Below are 25,017 nucleotides of genomic sequence, written 5' to 3'. Positions count from 1 at the left end.
AAAACGGCTTCATTCGCTTCCCTTATATATTTATGTAATATTATATATTATTACATAAATATAATTGCATTATTATATTTTCCGTGTTATTATGACTTTGGGCAGAAGGTAAGTGGAGAAAAAAGAGCATGTACATGCTCTTTTTTTCTGTCCCGATTTTTTCTTTGAACGCCGCCTACGGCGTGTTTTTTATTACGGGAAATGAAAGCGAAAAAGATTTCACTTTTTGTCTGCTATAATAATTCCGAAAGGAGGAGCGATGAGTACCACGACTTTGCATCAATATCTGCAACACTATTTCGGCTTCACATCATTTCGTCCGGCGCAGGCCGACATCGTGCAATCGCTCCTCGCGCGACGCGACACGCTCGCGATTTTACCGACCGGCGGCGGCAAGTCGCTTTGCTACCAGTTGCCGGCGCTCGTACAAAGCGGGCTGACGCTTGTCATCTCGCCGTTAATCGCGTTGATGAAGGATCAGGTCGACGCCTTGGTCGCCAACGAAATTCCCGCGACGTATTTGAATTCCAGCTTGGATGATGAAACGTATCGGGAACGCATGCGCGCGCTTTTGCGCGGCGCGTATCGGCTGCTCTATATCGCGCCGGAACGGCTGACCTCGTCGTCATTTCTCAATTTTCTCAGTAAACTCAATGTGACGATGTGCGTCGTCGATGAAGCCCATTGCATCAGCGAGTGGGGTCATGATTTTCGGCCGAGCTATCGCACTATCGCCGCCGCGTTGCAAACGTTGCCCGAGCGGCCGGTCATCGGCGCCTTCACGGCCACGGCGACGCCGCAGGTGCAACAGGACATCATGACGTTCCTGCAGTTGGAAAAGCCCGCGATTTTCGTGACCGGTTTTGACCGACCCAATTTGTATTTCGGCGTGGTCCGCGGCGCGAAGAAAAAGGATTACGTGCGCATGTATGTCGCGGCGCATCGCGGCGAAGCCGGCATTATTTATTGCGCGACGCGCAAAGCCGTCGATGAAGTGTACCATGATCTCACCCGCGCCAATGTGCCCTGCGTGCGCTACCACGCCGGCTTAAGCGAGACGGTGCGCACGCGCGCGCAAAACGCGTTCGTGCGTGACAAAGCGTCCGTGATCGTAGCGACGAACGCGTTCGGCATGGGCATCGATAAACCCGATGTGCGATACGTGCTCCACTACCAATTGCCGAAAAGCATTGAAGCGTATTATCAGGAAGCGGGCCGCGCCGGACGTGACGGCGCGCCGGCGGAATGCATTCTTTTATACAGCGGTCAGGACGTGCGTACGCAACGATTTTTAATCGAACAAACGGAACAGGAAACCGGCGTTATCGATACCGCCGCCCGTGATCGCTTGGAGGAAATGGAAGCGTATTGCCAGACGAACCGCTGCCTGCGCGCGCAGATTCTCCAACACTTCGGCGCGACCGACACCGCGCCTTGCGGTCATTGCAGTCAATGCGAAACCCCGACGGCAACCTGCGATGTGACGGGCGACGCGCGTACGGTTTTCAAAACCGTCGAAGAAATCAAAGAGCGCTACGGCATCGCGACCGTAGTTCGCATTTTACGCGGCGCATTGCAGGCCAAAGATCGCGCTCGCGAATTTGAGTACTGCCGCTACTACGGCGCGCGCAGCGGGGAAAGCGAACGCGATTTGCGCCGGGAAATCGAGCAGTATATCGCCGACGGTTATTTATATAAGCGCGGCGCCAAGTATCCGCTGCTGGCGCTGACCGTAAGCGGTGAAGAAGTATTGCGCGGCACGCAGACGGTGACCATGCCGATCCCGCAAAGTCCGCGCCGCCGCGGCGCAACGGCCCTGCCGAAAACGCACGCCGCGCCGCGTAAAGATCCGCTTTTCACCCGTCTCGCCGCGGCGCGCAAAACGCTGGCCGAAAAACGCAACGTGCCGCCCTACGTCATTTTCAGCGACGCGACGCTGCTCGAAATGTGCGAAAAGCGTCCGCAAACGCTGAACGACATGGCGCAAGTCAGCGGCGTCGGCCCGTTTAAACTGATTAACTACGCACCCGTCTTTCTCGATCTTATTCAAAACCATCCGGAGGAATCCCTATGAGCCTTGCCGATCAGCAATATCTCAACATTGTCGAAGCCATTTTGAAAACCGGCGCGCACGGCAACAACCGCACCGGTATGCCGGCCTATAAATTGCCGCACCAAATCATGCAATTTGATCTGGCGCGGGAATTTCCGATTCTCACGACAAAGTTTGTCGCGTTCAAAACCGCCGTCAAAGAACTGCTCTGGATTTGGCAGAAGCAGTCAAACGATGTGCGCGTTTTGCAGGATTGGAACTGCCACATTTGGGATGAATGGATGCAACCTGACGGCACGATCGGTAAAGCCTACGGTTACCAGTTAAAAAAATACGGTCAGGTTGACACCCTATTGCAAACGCTCCGCGAAAATCCGGAGAGCCGCCGCATGGTCGTGTCGCTTTGGAACGTGGAAGATCTGCCGGAGATGGCATTATACCCCTGCGCGTTTCTCACCATGTGGGACGTCGCTGACGGCCGCCTGAATTGCATGCTTGTGCAGCGGTCGGGCGACATGGGCCTCGGCGTGCCGTTCAACCTCACGCAGTACGCCGTGCTCGTGCACTTAATCGCGCGGCACGCGGGCTTGCAGCCGGGCTTGTTCACGCATGTCATCAACAACGCGCATATTTACGATAACCATGTCGACGCACTCACCGCGCAACTCGCGCGCCGGGATCAAGCGCTGGCGGCGCCGCGGCTGGTCCTCAATCCCGACGTGCAAAATTTCTATGAATTTACGCCGGACGATATTTATTTGGAAAATTATGAACATCTCGGCAAATTGGCCATGGAGGTGTCCGTCTGATGCTGCACATCATCGTCGCGGTCGCGAAAAATCAGGCGATCGGCAAAGACAATCAACTGCTTTGGCACTTACGCGATGATTTGAAACGCTTTCAAAAAATAACGACCGGACACCCGATCATCATGGGTCGTAAAACTTTTGAAAGTCTGCCGGGCATGCTGCCGGGCCGCGCGCACTGGGTGCTCACCCGCGACCGCAACTGGGCCGCGGCGCACCCCGAAGTCCAATGTTTCGCGAGCGTCGCTGAGGTGCTGCAAGCGCTGCAGCAAAATGAGGATTACTTCGTCATCGGCGGCGGCGAAATCTATCGCGCCTTTTTCCCGTACGCGGAGCAACTGCACATCACCGAAGTGGACAGCGAACCGGAGGCGGACACGTATTTCCCCGTGATAGATGAAACCGTCTGGGAAAAAACGCGTGTCGAAGAGGGCGAAGTAAATGCCAAAAATCCGTTGGCGCATCGTTTCGTGACTTACGTGCGCCACGCATGAAAAAAGACCGCAACGCGGTCTTTTTTGTTTATCTTTTTTATGTAGCAAGCTATAAAGTCAGAACGGCTTTCGCCAAATAGCGGGCAAAATATTCACGATCCGTATCGCTTACCAGGAGCAGCACGCCCGCCAACTGATCATCGCGGCGAATAATGTAACACTGCGCATAGTACGGAAGCACCCAGCCGCCATCAATCTCCGGCGCCAGTCGCGCGCCCACGCGGTACATCACTTCATGCGCTTGCGTGACCCGCACGAGCGAATCGATCTCGCGGATACGCACATAAAGAGGCGGCTGATTTTGCATTTCGTTCGCGCCGCGTAACTGCGGATTGTCTTTCACCATACTCGCCCAGTGCGCGGCGATTTGCTGATTTAATTTCGTTTCCAAGCCGTAGAGCATGACATTAAAATGCGCCAATGCAGCGCGCTCCTCATCGCCCAATGATGAACGGAAAAACGGCTCGAGCTCAGCGGGGTCGTCCATCGGCACGGCAAAGCTGACCAGCCACGCCGTCGCCAATCCTTCCGGCCGCTCCGCCTGCAGCTGGTAAACAAACCAACCCTCCGTTGGCGTCAAATTTTCATCGACCGCCGCCATTGGCTCCTGCGCAACCGAGCCTTTCTGCGAATCCATGAAGCCATCCGCAAGGGACGCCGCCGTGATCGTATCCGGCCATTGCAGTGTGCCCATCGGCGGCACCGCGATGGGCGTCGCCGCGTACGCCGCCGTCGTCAGCGCGAGCAAGCCGCTGAGCAACCATGCCACTTTACGCATCGCGATCGCCTCCTATTCCCACATATCGGTTCCAAATTCGCGCGAAATACGCGTACTCCGTATCCGCCGTAATCAGCCACGTGCACTGAATATTGTCCGCCGTCTTGCGAACATCGGAAAATACGGCGATCGGCCAAACGACTCCCCCCGTATCGATAACAAGGCGCATATGTTGTCCGTAGTAAACGCCGCCCTGCCCGTCACGATAACGAATCAGCGGCTGGTACGAACGCAGTGTCAATGTCGGCACGAGCTCCGACGCCTCGGCGTTTTCCGCGATAAGCGAAGCCTTCGCCTGATCCATTTGCGCCTGCACCTCTTCTTTCGTGCGCGGTTGCGTCAAGAGATATTCCGGCAACTCCCGCGCGTCGGTATTTTTAAACGCGGTGGCCCAAAACTCGGCCGCGCGATTTCCTTTCGCGGCTTGGCTCCGCGCCATGAGATCCAACGGCACCTGCGCCGTCACCACATACGCCACATGCACGCCGCGATGATCCTCCGCCTGCCACTGCGTCCACATCAGCGAATCCATTACCGCCTTGACGATGCGCGGCGTAACTTCGTCCTGGCCTATTTCTCCACTGGCCGCGGCGGCGGATGAAAGCGCCGACGCGTACGCCGTTTTCAATACGTCGCTTTGCCACAGTTGCTTACCCCAATAGCCGTCCGTCACGGCATGCGTTTTCACCGGCGCCGGCGCGTCCTTCGGCAACGCCGCCTGCGCGCAACCGTTGCCCAACAGCGCCAGCGTCAAGCTCACGCTCCACAATATCCGATGCATGCCCGCTCCTCCTTTATCGCGATCCGTTTTAATTTAATTTCGTTTTGCAGGATAATCAACCCCTGCATACTATCCGTCTTTTAGCGCTTTCATCATACTCTATCGCTTTTCACGTCGCAAATATAATGCATACAACGAGAACGTCAAAAAATTAAAAGCACACCGATCCGTTTACTTGTTTGCGTTGATTTTTCCTTACTGTCGCCATCAATGAGCGTATACGCGATATCCCAGCCGTCTTCTCGCGGAAACAGTTGCACAATACATGTCACGACCGCTTCCATCGGCGGCTCGCCCGGTTTCGTGATCACCCGCTCACGGTAGCGTGCGCTTTGCTCCCAATACGGCTGACCGTTTGCCAAACGGCGCGTCAACGGCGTATACGCCGTGATTTTTACATCCATAATCGGCGCGAAATCGGCGCGCATTTGCAATATTTTTCCTTCGGCTCGGACCTGCATGAGCCTGGCGACAAAAATGTCCTCCGTCAACCGTTCATCGAGGCGTCGCACCGCGCGATCCAGTTGTTTTTGCACGTCGGCGCGACTTGGCATAAGCGTCGCGAGCACCTGCTTCGCGGCTGCGCTCGGCGCCGGTCCCAAGCCGTCGCGCAAAGCCTGCGCAGACCGTTTCCCCAACGCCCGCTGAAACTCCGCAGTCGTCATGCGCATCATAAGTACATCCGCCACGTTGCCGTCGACAAATGCGGCTTGAAATACATCGGCATTTTGCAAAAATGTTTCGCGTTGCGCCGTCGTCATATATTGCTGCGGCGGCAACAAGCCGCTATCGGCATATTCCGCCAGCGCGCGAGCCAATTCTTTACCTGCGTCGGGTCCCCGCCAAGTCGATTGAAAATAGGTTTTTTTCATTTCCTGCTTGCGCGTTACGACTTGCGGTCGCTGCGCCTGCCAAGCGGCCTGCCAGACGGTCTGCGCCGGCGCGTTTTCGGTCGCGGTCGTAAGCGCCGCGGGTTCACTCGCGACGACAGGCGCCGCCGCGTAACTCACGTTTGTCGTGACCGCCAAGGCCGCGAGTAATGCCGCGGTAAGATATGTCAAATGCTTTGCCATGCATTGCCTCCTTTTCCTTTCATTATACAATAAAGATCATAAAGAACCCCACAAACAGGCGCTTTCCATGAGAAAATATCGCTCGGGAAAAATTTGGGGAGATTATTTCAATACGAGTATTAATAAAAAGAGCCGGTGTTTTCCAACTCTTTTTATTAATACTCAGCCTTTCAAAGCGAGTTTTCCTCTTCTCCGTATAAACGTTCCATACCGGCGCGCGTAACAAGCCATATTCCGCCCGATTTTTTACACTCTTCTCCCACAATAAAGCGCGGCGCGTTTCCGTTTTGTCCTGCGCAGGCTTTTTTTAACGTGATACGCGCCATATTCCAACGTTCGGCGGCTTCACCCAAGCCCATCACATCATCAAGCTTCATTATTTTCTCCTCCATTCATACAATGCCATGATTAACATAGCAGGAGTTATTATTTGTACAATAAAGATCCATATTTGCATGCCCATTATGTCAAAGGTCTATTATTTTGTCTTCATCATACAGAATTTTAAGATTTCGCGAACGAAAAAAGCGTTGCCGCGCGGCAACGCTTTTTTCAGTGTAGGCTGTCGACCTGTTCGTGAATCAATTTCTCTTTCAATTGCTGCAATTTCGGTGAACGGTTAATTTCAAGTATCTCGGGGCTGTCCAAGCGCGTATATTCCGGCCAAAGTTGCTTGAATTGCGCGTCGGCATACGTCTTGATCGCATCAAGGCTCGGCAGTTCGTACACGAGTTCGCCGCCTTGCATGATCGGCTCCAGCATGCGACGCACGTCAAACGAATTCGCCGCCAATTTTTTGCGCCGCCACGGATATTCGTACGTGATCAGTTCGTAGTCCTCCGCCGGGGAAATGTCTTCATCCGCCAGCGTCAACACGTCGGTGATCAATTTCCCGCTGTCGCGATGAGAAATGCGGAACACTTCCTTGCGCCCCGGATCTGTCATTTTTTCCGGCTGATCCGAGAATTTCATCTTCGGAATCAATACGCCGTTTTCTTCCTGTCCCGCCAATTTATAAATGCCGCCCAACGCCGAGGTGCCGTCCGCGGTAATAATCTTGGTGCCGATGCCCCAAGAGTTGATCGCCGCTCCCTGCTGTTTCAAACTCAGCACGGTGTGTTCATCAATGTCGTTCGATGCCGTAATACCGGCCGTGGTAAATCCCGCCGCATCGAGCATTTCACGCGCCTTGCGAGAGAGGTAGGCGATGTCGCCGCTGTCCAGACGGATACCGTATTTTTCCGGTAAGCGGTTGGCTTCCTGCAATTCTTTAAAAACAGTGATAGCATTCGGAACGCCCGACTCGAGCGTGTTGTACGTATCGGCGAGCAGCGTCGCGTTATCGTACTGCCGCGCGTACTCGCGAAACGCGGTAAGTTCGTCGGGAAAGCTCATGATCCAGCTGTGCGCCATCGTACCGACTGCCAACAAACCGAAACGTCGCGCCGCTTCGACGTTACTCGTCGCGTTGAAGCCGCCGACAATGGACGCGCGCGCGCCATAATGTCCGGCGGATTCGCCCTGCGCCCGCCGCAAGCCGAATTCCATCAAGAAGTCATCGCCCGCTACCGAACGCACGCGGCGCGCTTTGGTCGCGATCAATGATTCGTGATTCATGATCATCGTCAGACCCGTTTCGATCAACAGCGCTTGCGCTTTCGGGGCTTCCATTCGCAGCAGCACTTCGCCGGGGAACGCGATCGTGCCTTCGGTCATCGCGTAAATGTCTCCCGTAAAGCGAAAATCGGCGAGCCATTGTAAAAAGCCTTCGTCAAAGGTATGTAACGAACGTAAGTACGCGATTTCGCTTTCGCCGTACCGGAAATTTTGAATGAAATCGACCAGGTGTTCCAGACCCGCGACGACGGTGTACCCGCCACCAAACGGATTGTTGCGATACGTGCGATCAAATACGCAGGGCACATCATGCGCGCCGATGCGCCAAAGTCCCTGCGCCATTGTCAATTGATAAAAATCAGTGACCAAGCCTGTATTCATCATATCCCCTCCAGATGTTTCACTTATTATAACCGTCTGTGTCCGATTTCACAAAATGGAAGTAAAAAAAATCCCCTTATGCAAGGGGATTTTTTATGCGCTTTTTATTTCAAAAGATCGTTGACGTCTTTGCATTCTTTGTTGAGCGCTTCCGCTACGCCTTTGAACGTAACGTATCCGTCCAACGTGTTCAAACCGTTCGCCAGACCCTTGTCGTCTTTGAGCGCCTGTTTCCAACCTTTGTTGGCAATCGCGATCGCATACGGCAGCGTCGCGTTCGTCAACGCGTAGGTTGAGGTGTTGGCTACCGCGCCCGGCATGTTTGCAACCGAGTAGTGAACCACGCCGAATTTCATGCGGACCGGATCATCGTGCGTGGTCGGGCCGTCAACCGATTGAACCGCGCCGCCCTGGTCGATCGCCACGTCGACGATGACCGAACCCGGGCTCATTTCTTTGACCATTTCAGTGGTGATGAGCTGCGGTGTTTTCGCACCCGGAATCAATACCGAACCGATAACGACGTCCGCTTCTTTAACGGACTGCGCAATGTTGAGCGGGTTCGACGCGAGCGTATGTACGCGAGCGCCGAAGATGTCATCCAACTGACGCAAACGGTCGAGGTTGTTATCAATAACGGTGACGATCGCGCCCATGCCGACCGCCATTTTCGCCGCGTTCGTACCTACCGTGCCGCCACCGACGATGGTGACTTTGGCCGGTTGTACGCCGGCAACGCCGCCCATTAATTTACCTTTGCCGCCGTTGATTTTTTCGAGGAAATGAGCCGCTACCTGGATCGACATACGACCCGCGACTTCACTCATCGGCTGCAAGAGCGGCAAGCTGCGACCGTCACGACCGAGAACCGTTTCATACGCGATGCTGATGACTTTATGTTTCAACAGCGCTTCGGTCAATGCCGGTTCCGCCGCCAAGTGCAGGTACGTGTACAAGATCTGACCTTCGTGGAAGAGATCGTATTCTTCCGCGATCGGTTCTTTTACTTTAATAATCATTTCGGAATCGTCGAACAGTTTCTTTTTATCCGCGACGATTTTAGCGCCGACCGCTTCGTATTCGCTGTCTTCAATGAACGAACCGAGACCGGCTCCTTTTTCGACGAATACTTCATGTCCCGCTTCTACTAACGCGTGCGCGCCGGCCGGGGTAAGACCTACACGAAATTCGTTATTTTTGATTTCTTTTGCTACACCAATACGCATGTTGTAACCTCCTAATGAAATAGAGTATGCTATTAACAAAATTATTATACCACTATTCCGCACGCGCAAACAACATGACAACACTATTTTTCAAGTATTTTCTAAATTCGCATGCGATGCGATACATATAATAAAAATGCATACCATAAAAACAGCATACTCTATTTTGCCAAAACAAAAAGCCGCCGCGGCGGCTTTTTGCAGATGTTTATTTCGGATGCACCATATCGGCGGGAACGACGATCTCGTCGTACTCTTCCGCGATGACATAGCCGAGGTCGAGCGCGGCGCTCTTGAGGTCGGTTCCTTCATGATGCGCTTTTTTGGCGATCTCCGCGGCTTTTTCATAACCGATTTTCGGCGCGAGCGCCGTGACGAGCATGAGCGAGTTTTGCACGTTTTTCGCAATGCGTTCGCGATCTGGTTCCAAACCTTCCGCGCAATGAACCGCAAACGAATGCAAGGCTTCTCCCAGCAGACGCACGGATTCGAGATACGCGTCGACGAGTACCGGTTTATACACGTTCAACTCAAACTGACCATGCGCCGAGGCCAGCGCGATCGTAGCGCTGTTGCCGTGAACGCGGCAGGCCACCATCGTAAGCGCTTCGCATTGCGTCGGATTCACTTTACCCGGCATGATCGACGAGCCCGGTTCATTTTCCGGAATCGTGATTTCCGCCAACCCGGCGCGCGGTCCGCACGCCGCCAACCGCACGTCGTTGGCGATTTTGAATGCGTTCATCGCGAGCGCTTCCAAAGCGCCGTGGCTGTACACGAATTGATCATGAGCGGTCAGCGCGTGGAATTTATTGGTGGACGAAACGAAATCATAGCCCGTCGCGCGCGCGATTTCTTTCGCCACGCCTTCCGCGAACCCCTTCGGCGCATTGAGGCCCGTGCCGACGGCGGTGCCGCCCAACGCGAGGGGGTAGAGATGCGCTTCGCTTTCCTTGATCATTTTTTCCGCAGCTTCCAGCATCGCCGCCCAACCGGAAATTTCCTGGCCCAATGTCAAGGGCGTCGCGTCTTGCAAATGCGTGCGGCCGATTTTGACAATGTCCATGAAATCTTTACTCTTTTGCTCTAAAATGCGGTGCAGCTCCGCCAGCGCCGGATACAATTTTTCGTGCAGTGCCACAACGGCGGCGATATGCATCGCGGTCGGGAACGTGTCGTTCGAGGACTGCGAACTGTTCACGTCATCATTCGGATGAATCCGTAGCGAATTGCCTTCCGCGGCCAATTTTTCATTGGCGATATGCGCGATTACTTCGTTCACATTCATGTTGGATTGCGTACCGGAACCTGTCTGGTACACGACCAGCGGAAATTCATCGGGCCATTGACCCGCTAAAATTTCATCGCACACGGTTTCGATAACGTCCGCTTTCTTCGCGTCCAATTTACCGAGATCCGCGTTCACTTTCGCCGCGCATTTTTTCAATACCGCAAACGCCCGAATAATTTCCTGCGGCATTTGCTGACCGATTTTGAAATTTTCAAACGAACGCTCGGTTTGCGCGCCCCATTTCCGTTCCGCGGGAACTCGCACTTCTCCCATGGTGTCATGCTCTACTCGATAAGCCACGCCTTTCCCTCCCTTTGGCCATGCCGCACCGACGCTACCCCGTCTGCGTAATGACGCGGTCGGGCGCGCATGATCCTCACCACCAAATTTTCAGATTTGGCTTAATTGTACGCATAAAGTATTTTTTTCGCAAATTTTTTAAAAATATAAAATTCGTTTGATATTTTATTGTCGTGTATGCGCTTTTGTGATAAGATGAATTCGATTTATACATATGTATTTTCAAGGAGACGAGCACATGACGACAGAGCACTTTTTATCCGATTTTCTCACGTATTGGTCCCAATTCGTTGCCGCTGTCAACGAGGTACTGTGGGGCTCCGTTCTCATGTACGGTTTAGTCGCCGTGGGATTATTTTTTACGATATATCTCGGCGCGCCGCAATTTATCCGCTTCGGACCGGCGGTGCGTCAGGTCTTCGGTAAACTGTATAAATATCAACATACCGATCGCGACGGCAAATCCATCTCCTCGTTCCAAGCGCTGGCCGTCGCGATTTCCGCCCAAGTCGGCACCGGTAACGTCGCGGGCGTTGCGACCGCCATCATGGCGGGCGGTCCCGGCGCGATTTTCTGGATGTGGCTGTCGGCGCTCTTCGGCATGAGTACGATTTTCGCCGAAGCGGTTTTGGCACAAAAGTATCGCGTGGAAGTCGCCGGTAAATTTATCGGCGGTCCGGCATTTTACATCTCGCGCGGCCTGCAAAGCTACATCGGCCGAACAAACGCCAAAATATTCGCCGGTATCTTCGCGGTCATTGTTATTATCTCCGTAGGCTTTATCGGCAGCATGGTGCAGTCGAACTCGATTGCCACCGCCGTGAACAACGCGTTCGGTATTTCGCCGGTCGTGTGCGGCGTACTCATCGCTCTGTTCGCGGGCGCGATTTTCATCGGCGGCATTCATCGGATCGCGCGTTTCGCGCAACTGATCGTACCGATAATGGCGGCAGTGTACATTCTCTGCGCGGTCGTCATCCTGTTCCTGTTCGCCGAGCACATTCTGCCGATGATTCAACACATCGTTATCGGCGCGTTTAATCCGCAGGCATTGGGCGGCGGTTTACTCGGCGTCACCATGAAAGAAGCCGTTCGCTTCGGCGTCGCCCGCGGCCTCTTTTCGAACGAAGCCGGCATGGGCACGACGCCGCACGCGCACGCGACGGCGCTGGTCGCTCACCCGGTGCTGCAAGGCTTCACCGCATTCATCGGCGTCTTCGTGGACACCATCCTGGTGTGCACCTCGACCGCTTTAATTATTTTACTTACGGGCGCGGATCAGCTCGGTTTAGACGGCGCGATGGTCACGCAAGAAGCATTTCACATCGCGTTCGGCGCCATCGGACCGAAAATCATCGCGATCTGCCTCACATTCTTCGCCTTTACGACCGTCATCGGCTGGTATTATTTCGGCGAATCAAACGTCCGCTATTTATTTAAATCAAACGCCGTTCTTTACACGTATCGGGCGCTGGTCCTGGTTTTCATCGTGCTCGGCACGCTCGGCACGGTCGACCTGATCTGGAGCATGATTGACATGTTCAACGGCATTATGGTCCTTCCGAACTTAATCGCCCTCATCATCCTGCATAAAGAAGTCAAAGGCATCTTGCGCGATTACGACAAAAAACGGCAGGACGGCATCCCTCTCTATGACTATGACAGCGTCGCATAATAAAAACGCCCCGTACGGGGCGTTTTTATTTCTTTTTTGACAAGCAGTGTGACTTTTCCGCTCACAAATTAATCCACATATTCATCCGCGCCGCGATTGAGCCAGGCGTAGACGAGGCCGATCAGCAGTCCGCCGCCGATATAGTTTCCAAGATAGGCCAGTCCCCACTGCCGCAAAATATTGCCTAAGGTAAATCCCGCGGTCGTGGCAGGCGAAAAGTACAGCAGCGCAAACGAACCGAAGTTGGCGACCACGTGTTCAAATCCCAAGTATGCAAACATGATAATGGCGGACATGACGGTGGCCATGCGCGCCGCCTGGTTCTCAATAAATAGCCAGGACAAGATAGCAATATTGACAAAAAGATTGGCCAAGGTTCCCGCGAAGATGATTTCCATGCCGGATTTCGCGAGTTTTCCTCCGACCATGGTCGCCGCCATGCCCGTCACGTCGTACACTTGCAGCGCCGACGTGTAGGAAGCGAGCCACGCGACAAAATACGCGCCGACAATATTGCCCACAGTGCACAAAATCACCATTTTAAGCGCCTTGCGAGGCGCGATCCATTGACGATAGAGACCCGCCGTCAAGTACATCATATTGGAGGTGATAAGCTCTCCGTTCAAAAATAAAATATAAATCAATCCCCAACAAAAGACGAAGGGAAAAATAAATCTTCCCAAGGTGGGATGAAGCGTATTAAACACATCACCCATGGCAAAACCCGCCAAGGAAGTCAACGTTAAAAATCCCCCGGCAAACGCGGATCGAACCATGTACCGGGCCGGACTCTTGTCCATAAGGACGGCTTTTTTCCCGCAAGCTCCGGCGACTTTTTCATTGAATTGACTGACGCGCATTGTATCACCCCTTTACTGTTGCACTCCATTGTTCCGGAATATGGTGAAAGTATATAGGGTTATTTTTATTTTGGCAAATTTTATTTTCATGTGCCGAGCGCGCAAAAAAGACTTTGCAAAAAGCTGTCGGTCATCCGCGACGTGTTTTTTGAGGCGTGTTTTTCCTGTGCAGAGCAACGCCGAATCACATGAAATAAACAAGGCGCGGAAGGATGAAAAACACTGTCGATACTTATTTTGTAAAATAAATTATTTTCTCCTTGCCATTTTTTAATGATCGTGGTACACTTAATCCAATTTATTTGTATTTTTAACACGGTCAATTGTTTTTGTGGAGGAGATATTATGGCTGAGCTTTTGGGGCTGTGGTCCCAATTCGTGGCATCTGTCAACGAAATTTTATGGGGTTCCGTACTGATGTACGCGCTGGTCGGCGTCGGTCTGTTTTTTACCGTGTATCTCGGCGCGCCGCAGTTCCGTCGTTTCGGTCCGGCCGTGCGGCAGGTATTCGGTCGCTTGTATAAAGAGCAGCACACCGATCGCGACGGTCGTACGATCTCCTCTTTCCAAGCGCTGGCGGTAGCCATTTCCGCCCAGGTCGGCACGGGCAACGTCGCCGGTGTCGCGACCGCGATTATGGCGGGCGGCCCGGGCGCGATTTTCTGGATGTGGGTATCCGCGCTGTTCGGCATGGGCACGATCTTCGCCGAAGCGATTTTAGCGCAAAAATATCGCGTGGAAGTGGCGGGTAAATTTATCGGCGGACCCGCGTTTTACATCTCGCGCGGTTTAGCGCCTGTCATCGGCAAAGGGTGGGCGAAATTTCTCGCTGGTTTCTTCGCCGTTTCGATTATCATCGCGCTCGGCTTTATCGGCATCATGGTGCAGTCCAATTCGATCGCGGGCGCCGTCAACAACGCGTTCGGTCTGGACCCGCTGATGATCGGCGTCGTGATCGCGATCTTCGCGGGCTTAATCTTCATCGGCGGCATTCATCGGATCGCGCATTTCGCGCAGCTCATCGTGCCGTTGATGGCGGTGATTTATATTTTGTGCGCGCTGTCCATTCTGTTCCTCTACGCGGGAGAAATCTTGCCGATGATTCAACATATCGTGATGGGCGCATTCAATCCGCAAGCGCTCGGCGGCGGCGTCTTGGGTATCACGATGAAAGAAGCGATTCGCTTCGGCGTCGCCCGCGGCCTCTTTTCGAACGAAGCCGGCATGGGTTCTACGCCGCACGCGCATGCGACCGCGCTCGTCGCGCATCCGGTGTTGCAAGGTTTTACCGCGTTCATCGGCGTCTTTGTCGATACCATGCTGGTCTGCACTTCGACCGCGCTGATTATTCTTTTGACCGGCGCGGATCAACTCGGTCTCAGCGGCGCGCTCGTCACGCAGGAAGCGTTTCACACCGCGTTCGGCGAAATCGGTCCGATGATCATCGCGATTTGCCTCACGTTTTTCGCCTTCACCACGGTCATCGGCTGGTACTACTTCGGCGAGTCGAATATTCGTTTCCTTTTCCGTTCGCCCGCGGCTCTGAATGTTTACCGCGTGCTCGTGCTCGCTTTTATCGTGCTCGGTACGCTGGGCAAGGTCGAACTCGTTTGGGATATGAGCGACATGTTCAACGGCATCATGGTCATCCCGAACTTGATCGCGCTGATTCTTTTGCATAAGGAAATCAAAGCCGTGTTGCGCGATTACGATGAAAAACGTCAAGACGGTCTGCCGCTGTACGATTACGACAACGTGTAAACTTCTGAATACAATAAAAAAAGCACTCCGCGGAGTGCTTTTTTATTGCGTATTTTATTCTACACGGCAACCCAAAACGGATTCCATTTGACGCAGAGCAAAGGCGTGCGCCTCGGCATCGAAGCTTGCGACCAAATGTTTCGGCACGCGCACCTCATAGCCGAAGTTACGCGCGTCGGCGGCGGTGAAAAAGACGCAGATATTGGTGCAGACGCCGCTCAGCGTGAGCTCGGTCACGCCGCGTTCCCGCAGGCAAAGGTCCAAACTCGTGCCGAAAAAGCCGCTGTAACGGCGTTTCGGCAAAACGATATCGTCCGCTTGCGGCGCCAGTTCCGCGATGATTTCCGCGCCCGGCGTACCCGCCACGCAATGCGGCGGAAACATTTCAAACTCCGGATCATCTTCCCGGTGATTATCGCACAGATAAATGACGGGCGTGCCCTCTTTGCGCGCCGCCGCGATTTCCGCCTGCAACGCGGGCACAATCGTCTGTCCTGCCGGTCCGCAAGTCAATTTGCCGTCCGGCGCGATAAAATCTTCCAGCATATCGATCACAATCAGCGCTTTACTCATCTCTTAACGCACCTCCGTAGATTCATTCAGCTGCGATGTGCAGTGCGGGCAACGAGTCGCGGCGATCGCGATCTTCGTTTTGCAGAACGGACATTCTTTTTCCGTCTCTTCGACCACTTCCGGTTTTTTTAATTTCATCAACGCGCGCAAGACCAGGAAAATGACCAACGCGATAATCAGAAAATCAATGCAGTTATTGATAAAAAGGCCGTACTTAACTACCGGCGCGCCGGCGGCTTCCGCGTCCGCGAGCGATGCGTAATGGGTCTTCGACAAGTTCATATACAGGTCCTTGAAATCGACGCCGGCCAAAAGCACTCCGATCGGCGGCATCACAATATCGTTGACGAACGAACTGACGATTTTACCGAATGCGCCGCCGATAATGATACCGACGGCCATGTCGATAACGTTACCGCGCATGATAAATTTTTTAAAATCATCCCACATAAAAGCTCCTCCTTTGAAGCGAATGAAAAAGGATCATATGTTCCTATTGTAGAGTACCGATGAAATCTTTTCAATCGAATTTTATAAATATTCCAAAAGTGCGCCGTAACCGGTCAGCGCCAGCCATGCCAGCGCGCCGATGACCGCGCCGACGTACGCGCCGTTGATGCGTATCTTCGCCAATTCATCGGCCACTTTAGTGAAAATAAAACGATTCAGCATCTTCTCATCGTAAACGCTGAGCACCTGTTCCGCCACCTCGCCGAGACGGCCGTGTTCGCGCGCCAACCATTCCGCGAAATAACCGCGCAGCGCGCGATCGAGTCGGGAGCGCTGCTCCGCGTCGGCGAAGAAACGGTCGATGCCGTGCAAAACCGCATCCGCCACCACTTGTGAAAAGCGTGATCCGTACGCACTCGGCGTGAGATATTTTTCGGCGAAATCGTCCCCGATGACTTCCCACCACTTCTCGAGCGGCAGCAGCGCCGCCGCCTGGCGCTGCCACAACAGTAAATCGTTCGCGTGCGCGGGCGTTTGCCATTCGGTTCGCCACTGCGACCAATAGCGCAAGACCGCCGGCGGCATCGTGTCCCGTTTTCTCAATTCCTCCTGCAATAATGTCTGTAAGGTTTGCGCCAGCGCGTCGTAATCGACCATGCCCGTCGCTTCACCGACGATGCGTACCCACTTCGTCACGCCCTCTGTTTCCGCGCGCGCCAGCCGACGCATTTCACTTGCCAGCCGTGCGGCGAACGCGGGCGTCCCGACGGTCTGTAACAAACGCTTGCGCAAGGGTTGCCAAACTACATTTTCGGCGTCCTCTTGCGATACTTCCGCAAGCGCCGTGGCGGCCATCGGTACCGTTCCGAGCACCTGTCGCGTCCAAGCGGCAAGCGTGCGCGCCCATTCCTCCGGTTGCGGCGACGGCAAGCGCTGCTCAACATTTCTGCGCGTACACTCCCAAAAGGCACGGCGATGTTCCGGATCGCGCCACCACTGCGCGAGGTAGTTCGTCGGTTGCCATTGATTGAGTTCCGCTTCCCAAAGTTCACGCCGCAGCAATTTTTCTTCCAGCAATTGCCGCAAGCCGCGAATTAATTTTTCCCGTTGTCGCGGGATCAATGCCGTGTGAAACGGTATGCCGAGCGGTTTCGTGAAAAGCGCCATGACCGCGAACCAATCCGCGACGCTGCCGATCAGCGCCGCTTGCGCGATATAGTAAAGCCATTCGCTCCACCATTGCCGCGTCCATGCGAATAAAGCAAACGCCGCGGCGAAAAAGAGGACACTCCCCCACAAAAAACGTTGGGCCAGTTGCCATGTGCGCATCAGAACCCGCCTCCCAACATCGCGTGCCCGAGCACATAGAAAACCGCGCCCAGCACGCCGCCGATCAGCGTGCCGTTGAGTCGAATCATCTGTAAATCGTCACTGACTTTGGCTTCGATCAAGTCGGAGAGTTCGCGCGCGCTGTACGGCGCCAACGCCGCCTGCGCCCATGTCCCGAAATACGGCTGCACCAGCGGCAACATTTTGGCAAGCGTCACAAAGAGCAGCCGCTCCAACTTACGAATCCGCGCCGGATCCTGCCGCGCCGCGGTGAGCCATCGTACCGCCAATGTCGCGAGCGTCTGCGCAAACGCGTGACGACGCTTCGGCGTAACAATCAGATCAAATACAACCTGACTGTCCGTCGGTATGTTGGTCGCCAAAAGCGGCGCGACCGCGTCCGTAATTTGCTGACGCAAACGCCGATCATTTTGCAGGCGCGTGACCGCCATCGTCACCATGTCGTCAAACGCCGCGCCGATCGTCGTCATCGGCTGAGCCAAATCCGCCGCGGCGCGGGCCAGTCGTTCCTGCAAGAAGACGCCGACAGTACTCGGCGTTTCTCCCTGCGTGCGCAACGCTTCCTGCCAAAGTTTCGCGCGCACGGGATGTTTCGCCGCCAAAAGCGTCATGAATTGCTCGTATTGCGCGGTTAAAAATTCCGCCGTCGGCGCCGCGTTAATGCGCGACTGCAACCATTGCGCCAATCGTTCGCGACCGCTCGCATTGCCTTCCTTTTGCCAGAGCAATAACGCTTCCGCCGCGACATCCGCCGGCCATTGCGCGGTCAAAATCCGCTTACGCAGCGGCTCCCATTCATGCTGCAAAAGATCCGGCGAAAGGCCGTCGGGAAGGGTTTCAAAAAGCGTTGTAAGCGCCCGAACAAAGCGTTCCGTATCGCGTTCCCAAAGCGTGAGCAGGTACGGCAACGGAGAATGCGCCTTCAGCGCCCGATAGAGATGACGCGGCGTCAACAATTCATCTTTAACCATCGTGCCCGCCATCGTCATGATTTTTTCTCGGCTGCGCGGCAACCACTCCGTTTGCCACGGAATCCCCAGAGGACGACGAAAAAGGGCGGTCACGGCGTACCAATCCGCCAGACCGCCCACTAATGCCGCCAGTGCCGTATGCACGCCAAAACCGCCCCAAAACGTAAATCGCGCGGGGTAGCAGGAAAGCACGATGACAGCACACAACAAAAGCGTGCCCGTCGCGATCCTTCGACGCGTCATCAACGACTCCTGCCGCCGCCCGCCATCGACCAGATAAAGAGCGCGATAAAGGCGAGGTTGGCCATCATGCTCGACATCCAGCCGAGCGCCGCCAAAATATTAATCACCGTCAAACCGAAAATAAACAGCATGCCCGCCCGCATATCCACGCGCGGATCGCGCCGCAAAATAAAATAGCTCGCGATAAAAATACCCACGTTGACGCCGATCGCCACGACCAGCGTCGGGTACATATGAATAATAAAACTTCCGGCCAGCATGACGACCAGAATATATAACCAACTGTTTGTCATCTTACACTCCTTTACGCACATCGCCGTCGGTGAGACCCGTCCAGACCGCGACATCGGCAAAACGCCAGGAAAAATACAGTGACGGTTGCCACGGCGCGCCGTTGCGATGGATCGGCACCAATAAACGCGCCGGCGTCTGCTTTTGCAAATATTCAATGACGCCCCATTCCTGCGCCGGACCTTGGCGATCATCGACCGGGAAGAAAACAATATCCGCGCCATGTTCGACCGCGGGCGCAAGTTCGCGGAAGAAAAGCGCGCGCATGTCCCGATTCGCCGCGTCCGTATCGCCGGTCCAATGCCACCAGTTCAAATCGCCCGCGTGAAACACGCTCAGTTCCGGCCAACTCACATGGTACGACGCGCCCGCGTCCGTCGAGCCGTACACGCGGATCGTCATATCATCGAGCGTCAACGTATCGCCCGCGCCGACATAATCCGTTTTCGCCGCGGGATACGCCGCATCGCGGCAATCGTTTTCCAGCACGAAACGGGCCGCGCGTTCGCCGTATTCTTTCCCGTAGCGCGGTGCGAAATGATCGCCGTGCGCATGCGTGACAAAAAAATACAAAGGTTTTTCCGTCCGCGCCAACCTTTTCAAATGGTTTTCGGGATCTTGCCAGGGATCAAACACCAACACGCGGTCGTCCGTTTCCAGCGCGACGCCGCTGTGGGCCAATAAATAAATATTCATTCCATTCTCCATAGTGGACCGCCAAGCGTTCTCGCGGATGCGGAAAAGCACCGCACCGCGCCGCGTAAACCACGGCCGCCTGCGATATCACTTTATTTTTCTATTTATTATAACACAGCAACCTCATCGTACTTTCTATCTATCGCACGCAACAGATGATAAATAAAATATATTGTGATAGAATAAGAGTACTCTTGTAGGAGAATTTTGTTCACATAAGGAGGATTTTTCATGAAAGGTTTTGCAATGCTTGCCCCGAACGAAGTCGGCTTTACCGAAAAAGATCGTCCCGCGCTCTGCGCCAAAGACGCGTTGGTACGGCCGTTAGCGGTATCGCCTTGCACATCGGATATTCACACCGTTTACGAAGGCGCGCTGGGGGATCGCCATGACATGATTTTAGGTCACGAAGCGGTCGGCGTAATCGTCGAAGTCGGCGCGGAGGTCAAGGACTTTAAGCCGGGCGACCGCGTCATCGTGCCCGCGATTACTCCGGACTGGGGCGCGGAACGCTCGCAGGCGGGGTTCCCGATGCATTCGGGCGGTATGCTCGCCGGTTGGAAATTCTCCAACTTTAAAGACGGCGTTTTCGCCGACGTTTTCCACGTGAACGACGCGGACGCCAACCTCGCTCTCTTGCCGGATTGGCTCGCTCCGGAACACGCCGTCATGCTCTGCGACATGGCCACTACCGGTCTGCACGGCGCGGAACTCGCCGATATCGGTTTCGGTCATTCCGTCGCTGTCATCGGCATCGGCGCCGTCGGTTTGATGGCCCTGCAGGGTGCCGCGTTGCGCGGTGCCGGTCACATCTACGCCGTCGGTTCGCGTCCCATTTCGGTCAAAGTGGCGCAAGCGTTCGGCGCCAACACCATCGTGAACTATAAAGAAGGTCCGATCGCCGAACAGATCCTCAAATTAACGAACGGCGAAGGCGTCGATCGCGTCATCATCGCGGGCGGCACAACGAAAACGCTTGGTCAGGCGATTGAAATGGTCAAACCGGGCGGCATCGTCAGCACCGTCAACTACTACAGCGGCGCTGATTATCTCGAAATCCCGCGCGAAGCGTGGGGCGCCGGCATGGCGCACAAACAGATCCGCGGCGGTCTCACGCCGGGCGGTCGTCTGCGCATGGAACAGCTTTTGGACATGGTCGAATCGGGACGCTTACGCATCGCCGAGCTCGTCACTCACGTATTCCACGGCATGGAACATTTGCCGGAAGCGCTTGAGTTGATGCACGACAAGCCGAAAGACTTGATTAAGCCCGTCGTTTTGATCGACGAAGACGCTAAATAAAAAACAAACATAAAAGGCAGTCCTCGGACTGCCTTTTTGCTTACGCGGATTTTACAAAACAATACATTTTTTGGTTAATGCTGTTCTCCCCTTGCGTAAATCATTGCGGAAATTCGCGCTGTCTCCGGCGAAAACAAAACATTTTTGAATACTCATTCAGGTTTACACAGAAACGGCGAAAAATTTACCGTATTTTGGTGACAGATTGCTATTATACGTTTAGCTAAAATGGATTTTCCATTAAGGGGAGGTTACTATGAACTCACGCAGTATTACCAAATGCACCTTGCGCCTGTTCCTGGCCGCGGGAATTTTCTCGTTGGCGATGCCCGCCGACGTAAGTTTCGCATCCCAACCGATGCCGACTTACATGTCGCAGCAGGCCAAAGCGGACTGGCAGCACGGTCAAAAGCTCGCATCCCGCAGCGCGGCCCGCACGGGAATCGCGATCATGCCGATCGATCAGGCGAAGTTTTTAAAGGGGCAACGCTTTGACTTTGAAGTCGAAGTCAACGGCAATAATCCGACGGCGTTAAACATCACCGTCAACGGCAAAGACGCCGCTAAATACTTCGGCAAAAAGCCGGTGATTACGGTACATGACGACTACACGTCGTACCGGATCGACAACGTCAGCTTCAAAGCGCGCGGCGAAATCGACATCGCTGTCGCCGCCAATACTTCCAAAGGCGCGCTCAAACGCCAAATCAACTACAAAGTAGTCGATGAAAAGGCGAAGAAAAAAGCGAAAAACGTCATCCTCTTTGTCGGCGACGGCATGAGCCCGCAGATCAAAGAAGCGGCGCGCATTCTTTCCAAAGGGATTTACGAAGGCCGCTACAACGGTCATCTGTCCATGGAAAACTTGCCGAACATGGCCTTTGTCACCACGTCGGGTTATGACTCGCTGGTCACCGACTCCGCGAACTCGGCATCGGCCTACAATACAGGGCACAAATCCGTCGTCAACGCGATGGGCGTGTATGAAAACCGCACCAAAGATCCGCTGGACGATCCGAAAGTCGAAACGATTGCCGAGATTGTTAAACGCACCAAAGATATGGGCGTCGGCATCGTATCCACGGCCGCCATTACGGACGCGACACCGGCCGCGGTAACTGCCCACACCCGTCGTCGCGCGGAACAGCCGGCGATCGCCGCCGACTACCTCGCCGAATACCATCGTCCGGATGTCATCCTCGGCGGCGGCGCGCAGTTCTTCCTGCCGCTTTCCACCAACGGTTCAAAACGGAAAGACGAACAGAACGTCATCGCCGATTTTGAAAAAGCGGGTTTCCAATTCGCCGGCAACCGTCAGGAAATGTTGGCGGCCAACGACAATAAACCCCTGCTCGGCCTCTTCACGATGAACCATATGAACGTCTACATGGATCGTGAATTCAAAAAGAATCCGGAAGTTCTGAAAAACTTCCCGGATCAGCCGAACTTGATTGAAATGACCGCGAAAGCGATCGATATTCTCTCGAAAAACCCGAACGGCTTCTACCTGATGTCCGAAGGCGCCTGCATTGATAAACAGTTGCACACGATGGATTGGCAGCGCGCCGCCTACGACACGATCGAATTGGACCAGGCCGTAGCCTACGCCACCGACTGGGCGAAAGCCAACGGCGACGATACCTTGATCGTCGTCATTGCCGACCACTCGCACGGCGTATCGCTGACCGGCACGTACCACGAACATGACGGCGTGAAAGGTCGCGACGCGGTTCGCACGTACGCGGAAGCCGGCTGGCCGACATTCGTGGACCGCAACGCCGACGGCTACCCGGATGATCCCGATGCTGACGTAACGCTCGCTCTGCAATACGCCAACTTCCCGGATCACTACGAAAACTATCGCTTCCAAGCGAAACCGACGTCACCGGCGATTACCGGCGAAAACGGCAAGATTATCGGCAACCCGTATCGCGCACCGAAAGGCGCTCGCTACATTGAAGGTTCGTTGCCTTCGACCAAGGAAACGCAGGAAGTCCACTCCGCGGATGACATCGTCGTCATGGCCGGCGGTCCGGGCTCGGAAGAGTTCCACGGTCTGATGGACAACACCGAAATCTTCTTTGCGATCATGCGCGCTCTGGGTATTGACGCAACGAAGTAACAAACAACATAGTACGAGAGGAGCATGACCATGCAACGTCAATTATTGCATCTCGTTCTTGCTCTGGTTGTGGCTTTAGGAGCAAGCAGCGGAGTAGTTCACGCCGCTGCTTCGCTTTCTTTTGGGCAAATGTACGCGGGCTCTACCGTTCGCGGCTTGGTTTTGTCCGATTATTTGCAAAGTCTCGCCGGGCAGGAAGTGGAGATGACAGGCTTTATGGCCCCGCCGTTAACGCCGACCATTAATTTTTTCGTGTTGACGGAAGTGCCGATGTCTGTTTGTCCGTTCTGTTCGACAGACGCCGATTGGCCGAATAATATCGTTGTCGTAAAATTACAGGAACCCGTTGTCGCGTTGCCTTTTGACGCGCCTATCACGGTGCGCGGTTCGCTCGAACTCGGTTCGGCGGTCGACGCGGAAACGGGCTTTGTATCATTAGTTCGCATTAACGCCTACAGCGTTAACGCGCAATAGGAAGGAATTTATGATCACTTTACGTAATGTGAAAAAATCATATCGCGACGGCGATCACGAACGCACCGTGTTGGCGATCGAAGCTCTGGAGCTTGGTGACTGCAGCCAATGGGCATTGGTCGGTCCCAGCGGCAGCGGCAAGTCGACGTTACTGCACTTACTGGCGGGGTTAACGCGCGCGCAGGAAGGCGTCATTCAGATCGACGGCACGGATCTTACGGCTTGCCGTGAATCCCAACTTGATGAATTTCGCGCGGCGCATGTCGGCTACGTCATGCAAAACTTTTCTTTATTGCCGACGTTACGCGCGCGGGATAATATCCTGGCCGGCGCTTTTTTCGCCCGCACCTCTGATCGCGACCGTGCCGACGCGGCGGAAGAACTTTTGCGCTCGGTCGGTTTACCGGAACGCGGTCATCAGTTGCCGCGCGAACTCAGCATGGGAGAACAGCAGCGCGTAGCGGTGGCTCGCGCGCTCATCAAAAATCCTGATTATATTTTCGCCGATGAGCCCACCGCCAGCCTGGATCGCGCCACGGGTATGGCCGTGATCGAACTTTTACAGCAACGCGCGCGCGCGGCGAGCGCCACGCTGATTGTGGCGACCCATGATAAAGACGTCGCGGCGAAGCTCGACGGCACGATTCGTTTGGAAGGAGGCCGCCTATGCTGCGCCAAATAGCTTGGAGCGAACTGCGCCACCGGCCGTGGCAAACGCTTTTGCTGACACTTTTAATCGCGCTGGCGATCGCCTCCTCCGTATTTATCGCCGCGCTTTCGTTCGGCATGCATTACGGACTCACGAAAGCGACCGAACCGTTCCCACAAATCGTCGGCGCCAAAGGCAGCGCCAACCAGTTGGTACTCAACACGGTATATTTGAAAGACCGTCCGATCGGTAATATATCCGGCGATCTCTATCAGGATGTAAAAAATAATCCTTTGGTGAAGCAGGCGATCCCGCTGGCGTTCGGTGACAACTGGCGCGGCTTTCGCATCGTCGGCACCGAAAATACGATTTTCGACTATCGCGTCAAGCCGCAAAGCGAACCATGGCTGAAAGTCGCAGAGGGCCGCCGTTTCAACGCGCCTTTTGAAGCGGTCATCGGCGACGGCGCCGCGAAACTTTTGGGCGCTAAAATCGGCGACACATTCCAATCCATTCACGGCGCGACCGCGCACGGTCATGTCCACAAAGATCAAACCTACACGATCGTCGGCATTTTGGCGCCGGTGGAAGGCCCGTACGATCACGCCGTTTTAACGGATATCCGCAGCGTCTGGATAGCGCATGAACATCATCATGATCATGATCACGAACATGCCGCCGACGCGCACGAAGAAGGACATGAACATGAGCACGAAGCTGCCGTTCACGAAGAAGAACATGAGCATGAGCACGAAGCTGCCGTTCACGAAGAAGAACATGAGCATGAGCACGAAGCTGCC

At 54.6% G+C, this 25,017-nt stretch carries 24 protein-coding genes; 10 read left to right on the top strand and 14 right to left on the bottom strand.

Annotation, left to right across the window (positions count from 1 at the left end):
* Window positions 1-259 precede the first annotated feature (259 nt).
* From recQ to HNR45_RS01965, 3 genes are read left to right on the top strand one after another with little or no spacing between them, the layout of a single operon-like run.
* On the top strand, window positions 260-2,074 hold the full coding sequence (recQ, locus tag HNR45_RS01975; RefSeq protein ID WP_159823166.1) for a DNA helicase RecQ: 1,815 nt from the start codon (window positions 260-262) through the stop codon (window positions 2,072-2,074).
* Window positions 2,071-2,862 carry a thymidylate synthase gene (locus HNR45_RS01970; RefSeq protein ID WP_024049126.1) on the top strand — a complete coding sequence of 264 codons (792 nt, stop codon included), beginning with the start codon at window positions 2,071-2,073 and terminating at the stop codon, window positions 2,860-2,862. Before recQ ends, HNR45_RS01970 begins: the two co-directional genes overlap by 4 nt.
* Window positions 2,862-3,353, top strand: a complete 492-nt coding sequence (locus tag HNR45_RS01965) for a dihydrofolate reductase (protein ID WP_159823167.1) — start codon at window positions 2,862-2,864, stop codon at window positions 3,351-3,353. The genes HNR45_RS01970 and HNR45_RS01965 overlap by 1 nt, the downstream gene beginning before the upstream one ends.
* Window positions 3,354-3,402: 49 nt before the next feature.
* Here HNR45_RS01965 and HNR45_RS01960 read toward each other — a convergent pair whose 3' ends face one another.
* The 7 genes from HNR45_RS01960 to fumC form a co-directional block, all read right to left on the bottom strand.
* Complete coding sequence (locus tag HNR45_RS01960) at window positions 3,403-4,131, bottom strand: hypothetical protein (RefSeq protein ID WP_159823168.1); 729 nt, start codon at window positions 4,129-4,131, stop codon at window positions 3,403-3,405.
* Window positions 4,124-4,912: a hypothetical protein gene (locus HNR45_RS01955; RefSeq protein ID WP_159823169.1), complete on the bottom strand. Its 789-nt coding sequence runs from the start codon at window positions 4,910-4,912 to the stop codon at window positions 4,124-4,126. Before HNR45_RS01955 ends, HNR45_RS01960 begins: the two co-directional genes overlap by 8 nt.
* A gap of 143 nt (window positions 4,913-5,055) precedes the next feature.
* The gene (locus HNR45_RS01950; RefSeq protein WP_159823170.1) at window positions 5,056-5,985 is read right to left on the bottom strand and encodes a hypothetical protein; all 930 of its coding nucleotides are present in this window, start codon (window positions 5,983-5,985) and stop codon (window positions 5,056-5,058) included.
* Between the two features lie 170 nt (window positions 5,986-6,155).
* The gene (locus HNR45_RS01945; RefSeq protein ID WP_075939374.1) at window positions 6,156-6,362 is read right to left on the bottom strand and encodes a helix-turn-helix domain-containing protein; all 207 of its coding nucleotides are present in this window, start codon (window positions 6,360-6,362) and stop codon (window positions 6,156-6,158) included.
* Between the two features lie 175 nt (window positions 6,363-6,537).
* Window positions 6,538-7,986 carry a nicotinate phosphoribosyltransferase gene (locus HNR45_RS01940; RefSeq protein ID WP_159823171.1) on the bottom strand — a complete coding sequence of 483 codons (1,449 nt, stop codon included), beginning with the start codon at window positions 7,984-7,986 and terminating at the stop codon, window positions 6,538-6,540.
* A 101-nt stretch (window positions 7,987-8,087) separates the two neighbouring features.
* On the bottom strand, window positions 8,088-9,209 hold the full coding sequence (gene ald, locus HNR45_RS01935) for an alanine dehydrogenase (protein ID WP_024047958.1): 1,122 nt from the start codon (window positions 9,207-9,209) through the stop codon (window positions 8,088-8,090).
* A gap of 208 nt (window positions 9,210-9,417) precedes the next feature.
* A complete protein-coding gene (gene fumC, locus HNR45_RS01930; RefSeq protein WP_159823172.1) occupies window positions 9,418-10,800 on the bottom strand; it encodes a class II fumarate hydratase in 1,383 nt (460 codons plus the stop codon).
* 238 nt (window positions 10,801-11,038) lie between these two features.
* On the opposite strand from fumC, the gene HNR45_RS01925 reads away from it, so the two are divergent.
* The gene (locus HNR45_RS01925; RefSeq protein WP_159823173.1) at window positions 11,039-12,475 is read left to right on the top strand and encodes an alanine/glycine:cation symporter family protein; all 1,437 of its coding nucleotides are present in this window, start codon (window positions 11,039-11,041) and stop codon (window positions 12,473-12,475) included.
* A 68-nt stretch (window positions 12,476-12,543) separates the two neighbouring features.
* Here HNR45_RS01925 and HNR45_RS01920 read toward each other — a convergent pair whose 3' ends face one another.
* Window positions 12,544-13,335: a formate/nitrite transporter family protein gene (locus HNR45_RS01920; RefSeq protein WP_159823174.1), complete on the bottom strand. Its 792-nt coding sequence runs from the start codon at window positions 13,333-13,335 to the stop codon at window positions 12,544-12,546.
* Window positions 13,336-13,680: 345 nt separating this feature from the next.
* On the opposite strand from HNR45_RS01920, the gene HNR45_RS01915 reads away from it, so the two are divergent.
* Window positions 13,681-15,096, top strand: a complete 1,416-nt coding sequence (locus HNR45_RS01915) for an alanine/glycine:cation symporter family protein (RefSeq protein WP_159823175.1) — start codon at window positions 13,681-13,683, stop codon at window positions 15,094-15,096.
* A 54-nt stretch (window positions 15,097-15,150) separates the two neighbouring features.
* Here HNR45_RS01915 and HNR45_RS01910 read toward each other — a convergent pair whose 3' ends face one another.
* The 6 genes from HNR45_RS01910 to HNR45_RS01885 form a co-directional block, all read right to left on the bottom strand.
* On the bottom strand, window positions 15,151-15,669 hold the full coding sequence (locus tag HNR45_RS01910) for a cysteine hydrolase family protein (RefSeq protein ID WP_159823176.1): 519 nt from the start codon (window positions 15,667-15,669) through the stop codon (window positions 15,151-15,153).
* A gap of 3 nt (window positions 15,670-15,672) precedes the next feature.
* On the bottom strand, window positions 15,673-16,119 hold the full coding sequence (mscL, locus tag HNR45_RS01905; protein WP_159823177.1) for a large-conductance mechanosensitive channel protein MscL: 447 nt from the start codon (window positions 16,117-16,119) through the stop codon (window positions 15,673-15,675).
* Window positions 16,120-16,200: 81 nt separating this feature from the next.
* Window positions 16,201-17,448, bottom strand: coding sequence for a DUF445 family protein (locus tag HNR45_RS01900; RefSeq protein ID WP_159823178.1), 1,248 nt, complete (start codon window positions 17,446-17,448; stop codon window positions 16,201-16,203).
* Window positions 17,448-18,683, bottom strand: a complete 1,236-nt coding sequence (locus tag HNR45_RS01895; protein ID WP_159823179.1) for a DUF445 family protein — start codon at window positions 18,681-18,683, stop codon at window positions 17,448-17,450. Before HNR45_RS01895 ends, HNR45_RS01900 begins: the two co-directional genes overlap by 1 nt.
* The gene (locus HNR45_RS01890; RefSeq protein WP_075939360.1) at window positions 18,683-18,976 is read right to left on the bottom strand and encodes a hypothetical protein; all 294 of its coding nucleotides are present in this window, start codon (window positions 18,974-18,976) and stop codon (window positions 18,683-18,685) included. Before HNR45_RS01890 ends, HNR45_RS01895 begins: the two co-directional genes overlap by 1 nt.
* A gap of 1 nt (window position 18,977) precedes the next feature.
* Window positions 18,978-19,670, bottom strand: a complete 693-nt coding sequence (locus HNR45_RS01885; protein WP_159823180.1) for an MBL fold metallo-hydrolase — start codon at window positions 19,668-19,670, stop codon at window positions 18,978-18,980.
* A gap of 231 nt (window positions 19,671-19,901) precedes the next feature.
* Between HNR45_RS01885 and HNR45_RS01880 the strand changes: the two genes are divergently transcribed.
* The 5 genes from HNR45_RS01880 to HNR45_RS07220 all read left to right on the top strand — a co-directional run.
* A complete protein-coding gene (locus HNR45_RS01880) occupies window positions 19,902-20,972 on the top strand; it encodes an NAD(P)-dependent alcohol dehydrogenase (RefSeq protein WP_159823181.1) in 1,071 nt (356 codons plus the stop codon).
* A 256-nt stretch (window positions 20,973-21,228) separates the two neighbouring features.
* Window positions 21,229-23,094 carry an alkaline phosphatase gene (locus tag HNR45_RS01875; protein ID WP_159823182.1) on the top strand — a complete coding sequence of 622 codons (1,866 nt, stop codon included), beginning with the start codon at window positions 21,229-21,231 and terminating at the stop codon, window positions 23,092-23,094.
* A gap of 30 nt (window positions 23,095-23,124) precedes the next feature.
* A complete protein-coding gene (locus HNR45_RS01870; RefSeq protein WP_024048486.1) occupies window positions 23,125-23,568 on the top strand; it encodes a hypothetical protein in 444 nt (147 codons plus the stop codon).
* A gap of 10 nt (window positions 23,569-23,578) precedes the next feature.
* Entirely contained in the window at window positions 23,579-24,250 is a 672-nt protein-coding gene (locus tag HNR45_RS01865) for an ABC transporter ATP-binding protein (RefSeq protein WP_034438261.1), read from the top strand.
* A partial coding sequence (locus HNR45_RS07220; protein WP_221417791.1) for an ABC transporter permease occupies window positions 24,235-25,017 on the top strand: 783 nt, incomplete at its 3' end. The genes HNR45_RS01865 and HNR45_RS07220, both read left to right, overlap by 16 nt.

It is taken from the genome of Negativicoccus succinicivorans, from assembly GCF_014207605.1.
GTDB lineage: Bacteria > Bacillota > Negativicutes > Veillonellales > Negativicoccaceae > Negativicoccus > Negativicoccus succinicivorans.
The sequence above is the reverse complement of the archived record's forward strand: the minus strand, read 5'-3'. Positions and strand labels throughout refer to the sequence as shown.

Excerpts from the sequence above, each read along its gene's own strand:
- HNR45_RS01950 (WP_159823170.1), bottom strand. The coding sequence starts at position 5,985 with ATGGCAAAGCATTTGACATATCTTACCGCGGCATTACTCGCGGCCTTG.
- HNR45_RS01900 (WP_159823178.1), bottom strand. The coding sequence starts at position 17,448 with ATGCGCACATGGCAACTGGCCCAACGTTTTTTGTGGGGGAGTGTCCTC.
- HNR45_RS01870 (WP_024048486.1), top strand. The coding sequence starts at position 23,125 with ATGCAACGTCAATTATTGCATCTCGTTCTTGCTCTGGTTGTGGCTTTA.
- HNR45_RS01965 (WP_159823167.1), top strand. The coding sequence starts at position 2,862 with ATGCTGCACATCATCGTCGCGGTCGCGAAAAATCAGGCGATCGGCAAA.
- HNR45_RS01955 (WP_159823169.1), bottom strand. The coding sequence starts at position 4,912 with ATGCATCGGATATTGTGGAGCGTGAGCTTGACGCTGGCGCTGTTGGGC.
- HNR45_RS01915 (WP_159823175.1), top strand. The coding sequence starts at position 13,681 with ATGGCTGAGCTTTTGGGGCTGTGGTCCCAATTCGTGGCATCTGTCAAC.
- ald (WP_024047958.1), bottom strand. The coding sequence starts at position 9,209 with ATGCGTATTGGTGTAGCAAAAGAAATCAAAAATAACGAATTTCGTGTA.
- HNR45_RS01895 (WP_159823179.1), bottom strand. The coding sequence starts at position 18,683 with ATGACGCGTCGAAGGATCGCGACGGGCACGCTTTTGTTGTGTGCTGTC.
- HNR45_RS01970 (WP_024049126.1), top strand. The coding sequence starts at position 2,071 with ATGAGCCTTGCCGATCAGCAATATCTCAACATTGTCGAAGCCATTTTG.
- HNR45_RS01945 (WP_075939374.1), bottom strand. The coding sequence starts at position 6,362 with ATGAAGCTTGATGATGTGATGGGCTTGGGTGAAGCCGCCGAACGTTGG.
- HNR45_RS01960 (WP_159823168.1), bottom strand. The coding sequence starts at position 4,131 with ATGCGTAAAGTGGCATGGTTGCTCAGCGGCTTGCTCGCGCTGACGACG.
- HNR45_RS01880 (WP_159823181.1), top strand. The coding sequence starts at position 19,902 with ATGAAAGGTTTTGCAATGCTTGCCCCGAACGAAGTCGGCTTTACCGAA.
- HNR45_RS01875 (WP_159823182.1), top strand. The coding sequence starts at position 21,229 with ATGAACTCACGCAGTATTACCAAATGCACCTTGCGCCTGTTCCTGGCC.
- HNR45_RS01865 (WP_034438261.1), top strand. The coding sequence starts at position 23,579 with ATGATCACTTTACGTAATGTGAAAAAATCATATCGCGACGGCGATCAC.
- HNR45_RS01925 (WP_159823173.1), top strand. The coding sequence starts at position 11,039 with ATGACGACAGAGCACTTTTTATCCGATTTTCTCACGTATTGGTCCCAA.
- HNR45_RS01920 (WP_159823174.1), bottom strand. The coding sequence starts at position 13,335 with ATGCGCGTCAGTCAATTCAATGAAAAAGTCGCCGGAGCTTGCGGGAAA.
- HNR45_RS01890 (WP_075939360.1), bottom strand. The coding sequence starts at position 18,976 with ATGACAAACAGTTGGTTATATATTCTGGTCGTCATGCTGGCCGGAAGT.
- HNR45_RS01940 (WP_159823171.1), bottom strand. The coding sequence starts at position 7,986 with ATGATGAATACAGGCTTGGTCACTGATTTTTATCAATTGACAATGGCG.
- mscL (WP_159823177.1), bottom strand. The coding sequence starts at position 16,119 with ATGTGGGATGATTTTAAAAAATTTATCATGCGCGGTAACGTTATCGAC.
- HNR45_RS01885 (WP_159823180.1), bottom strand. The coding sequence starts at position 19,670 with ATGAATATTTATTTATTGGCCCACAGCGGCGTCGCGCTGGAAACGGAC.
- recQ (WP_159823166.1), top strand. The coding sequence starts at position 260 with ATGAGTACCACGACTTTGCATCAATATCTGCAACACTATTTCGGCTTC.
- HNR45_RS01910 (WP_159823176.1), bottom strand. The coding sequence starts at position 15,669 with ATGAGTAAAGCGCTGATTGTGATCGATATGCTGGAAGATTTTATCGCG.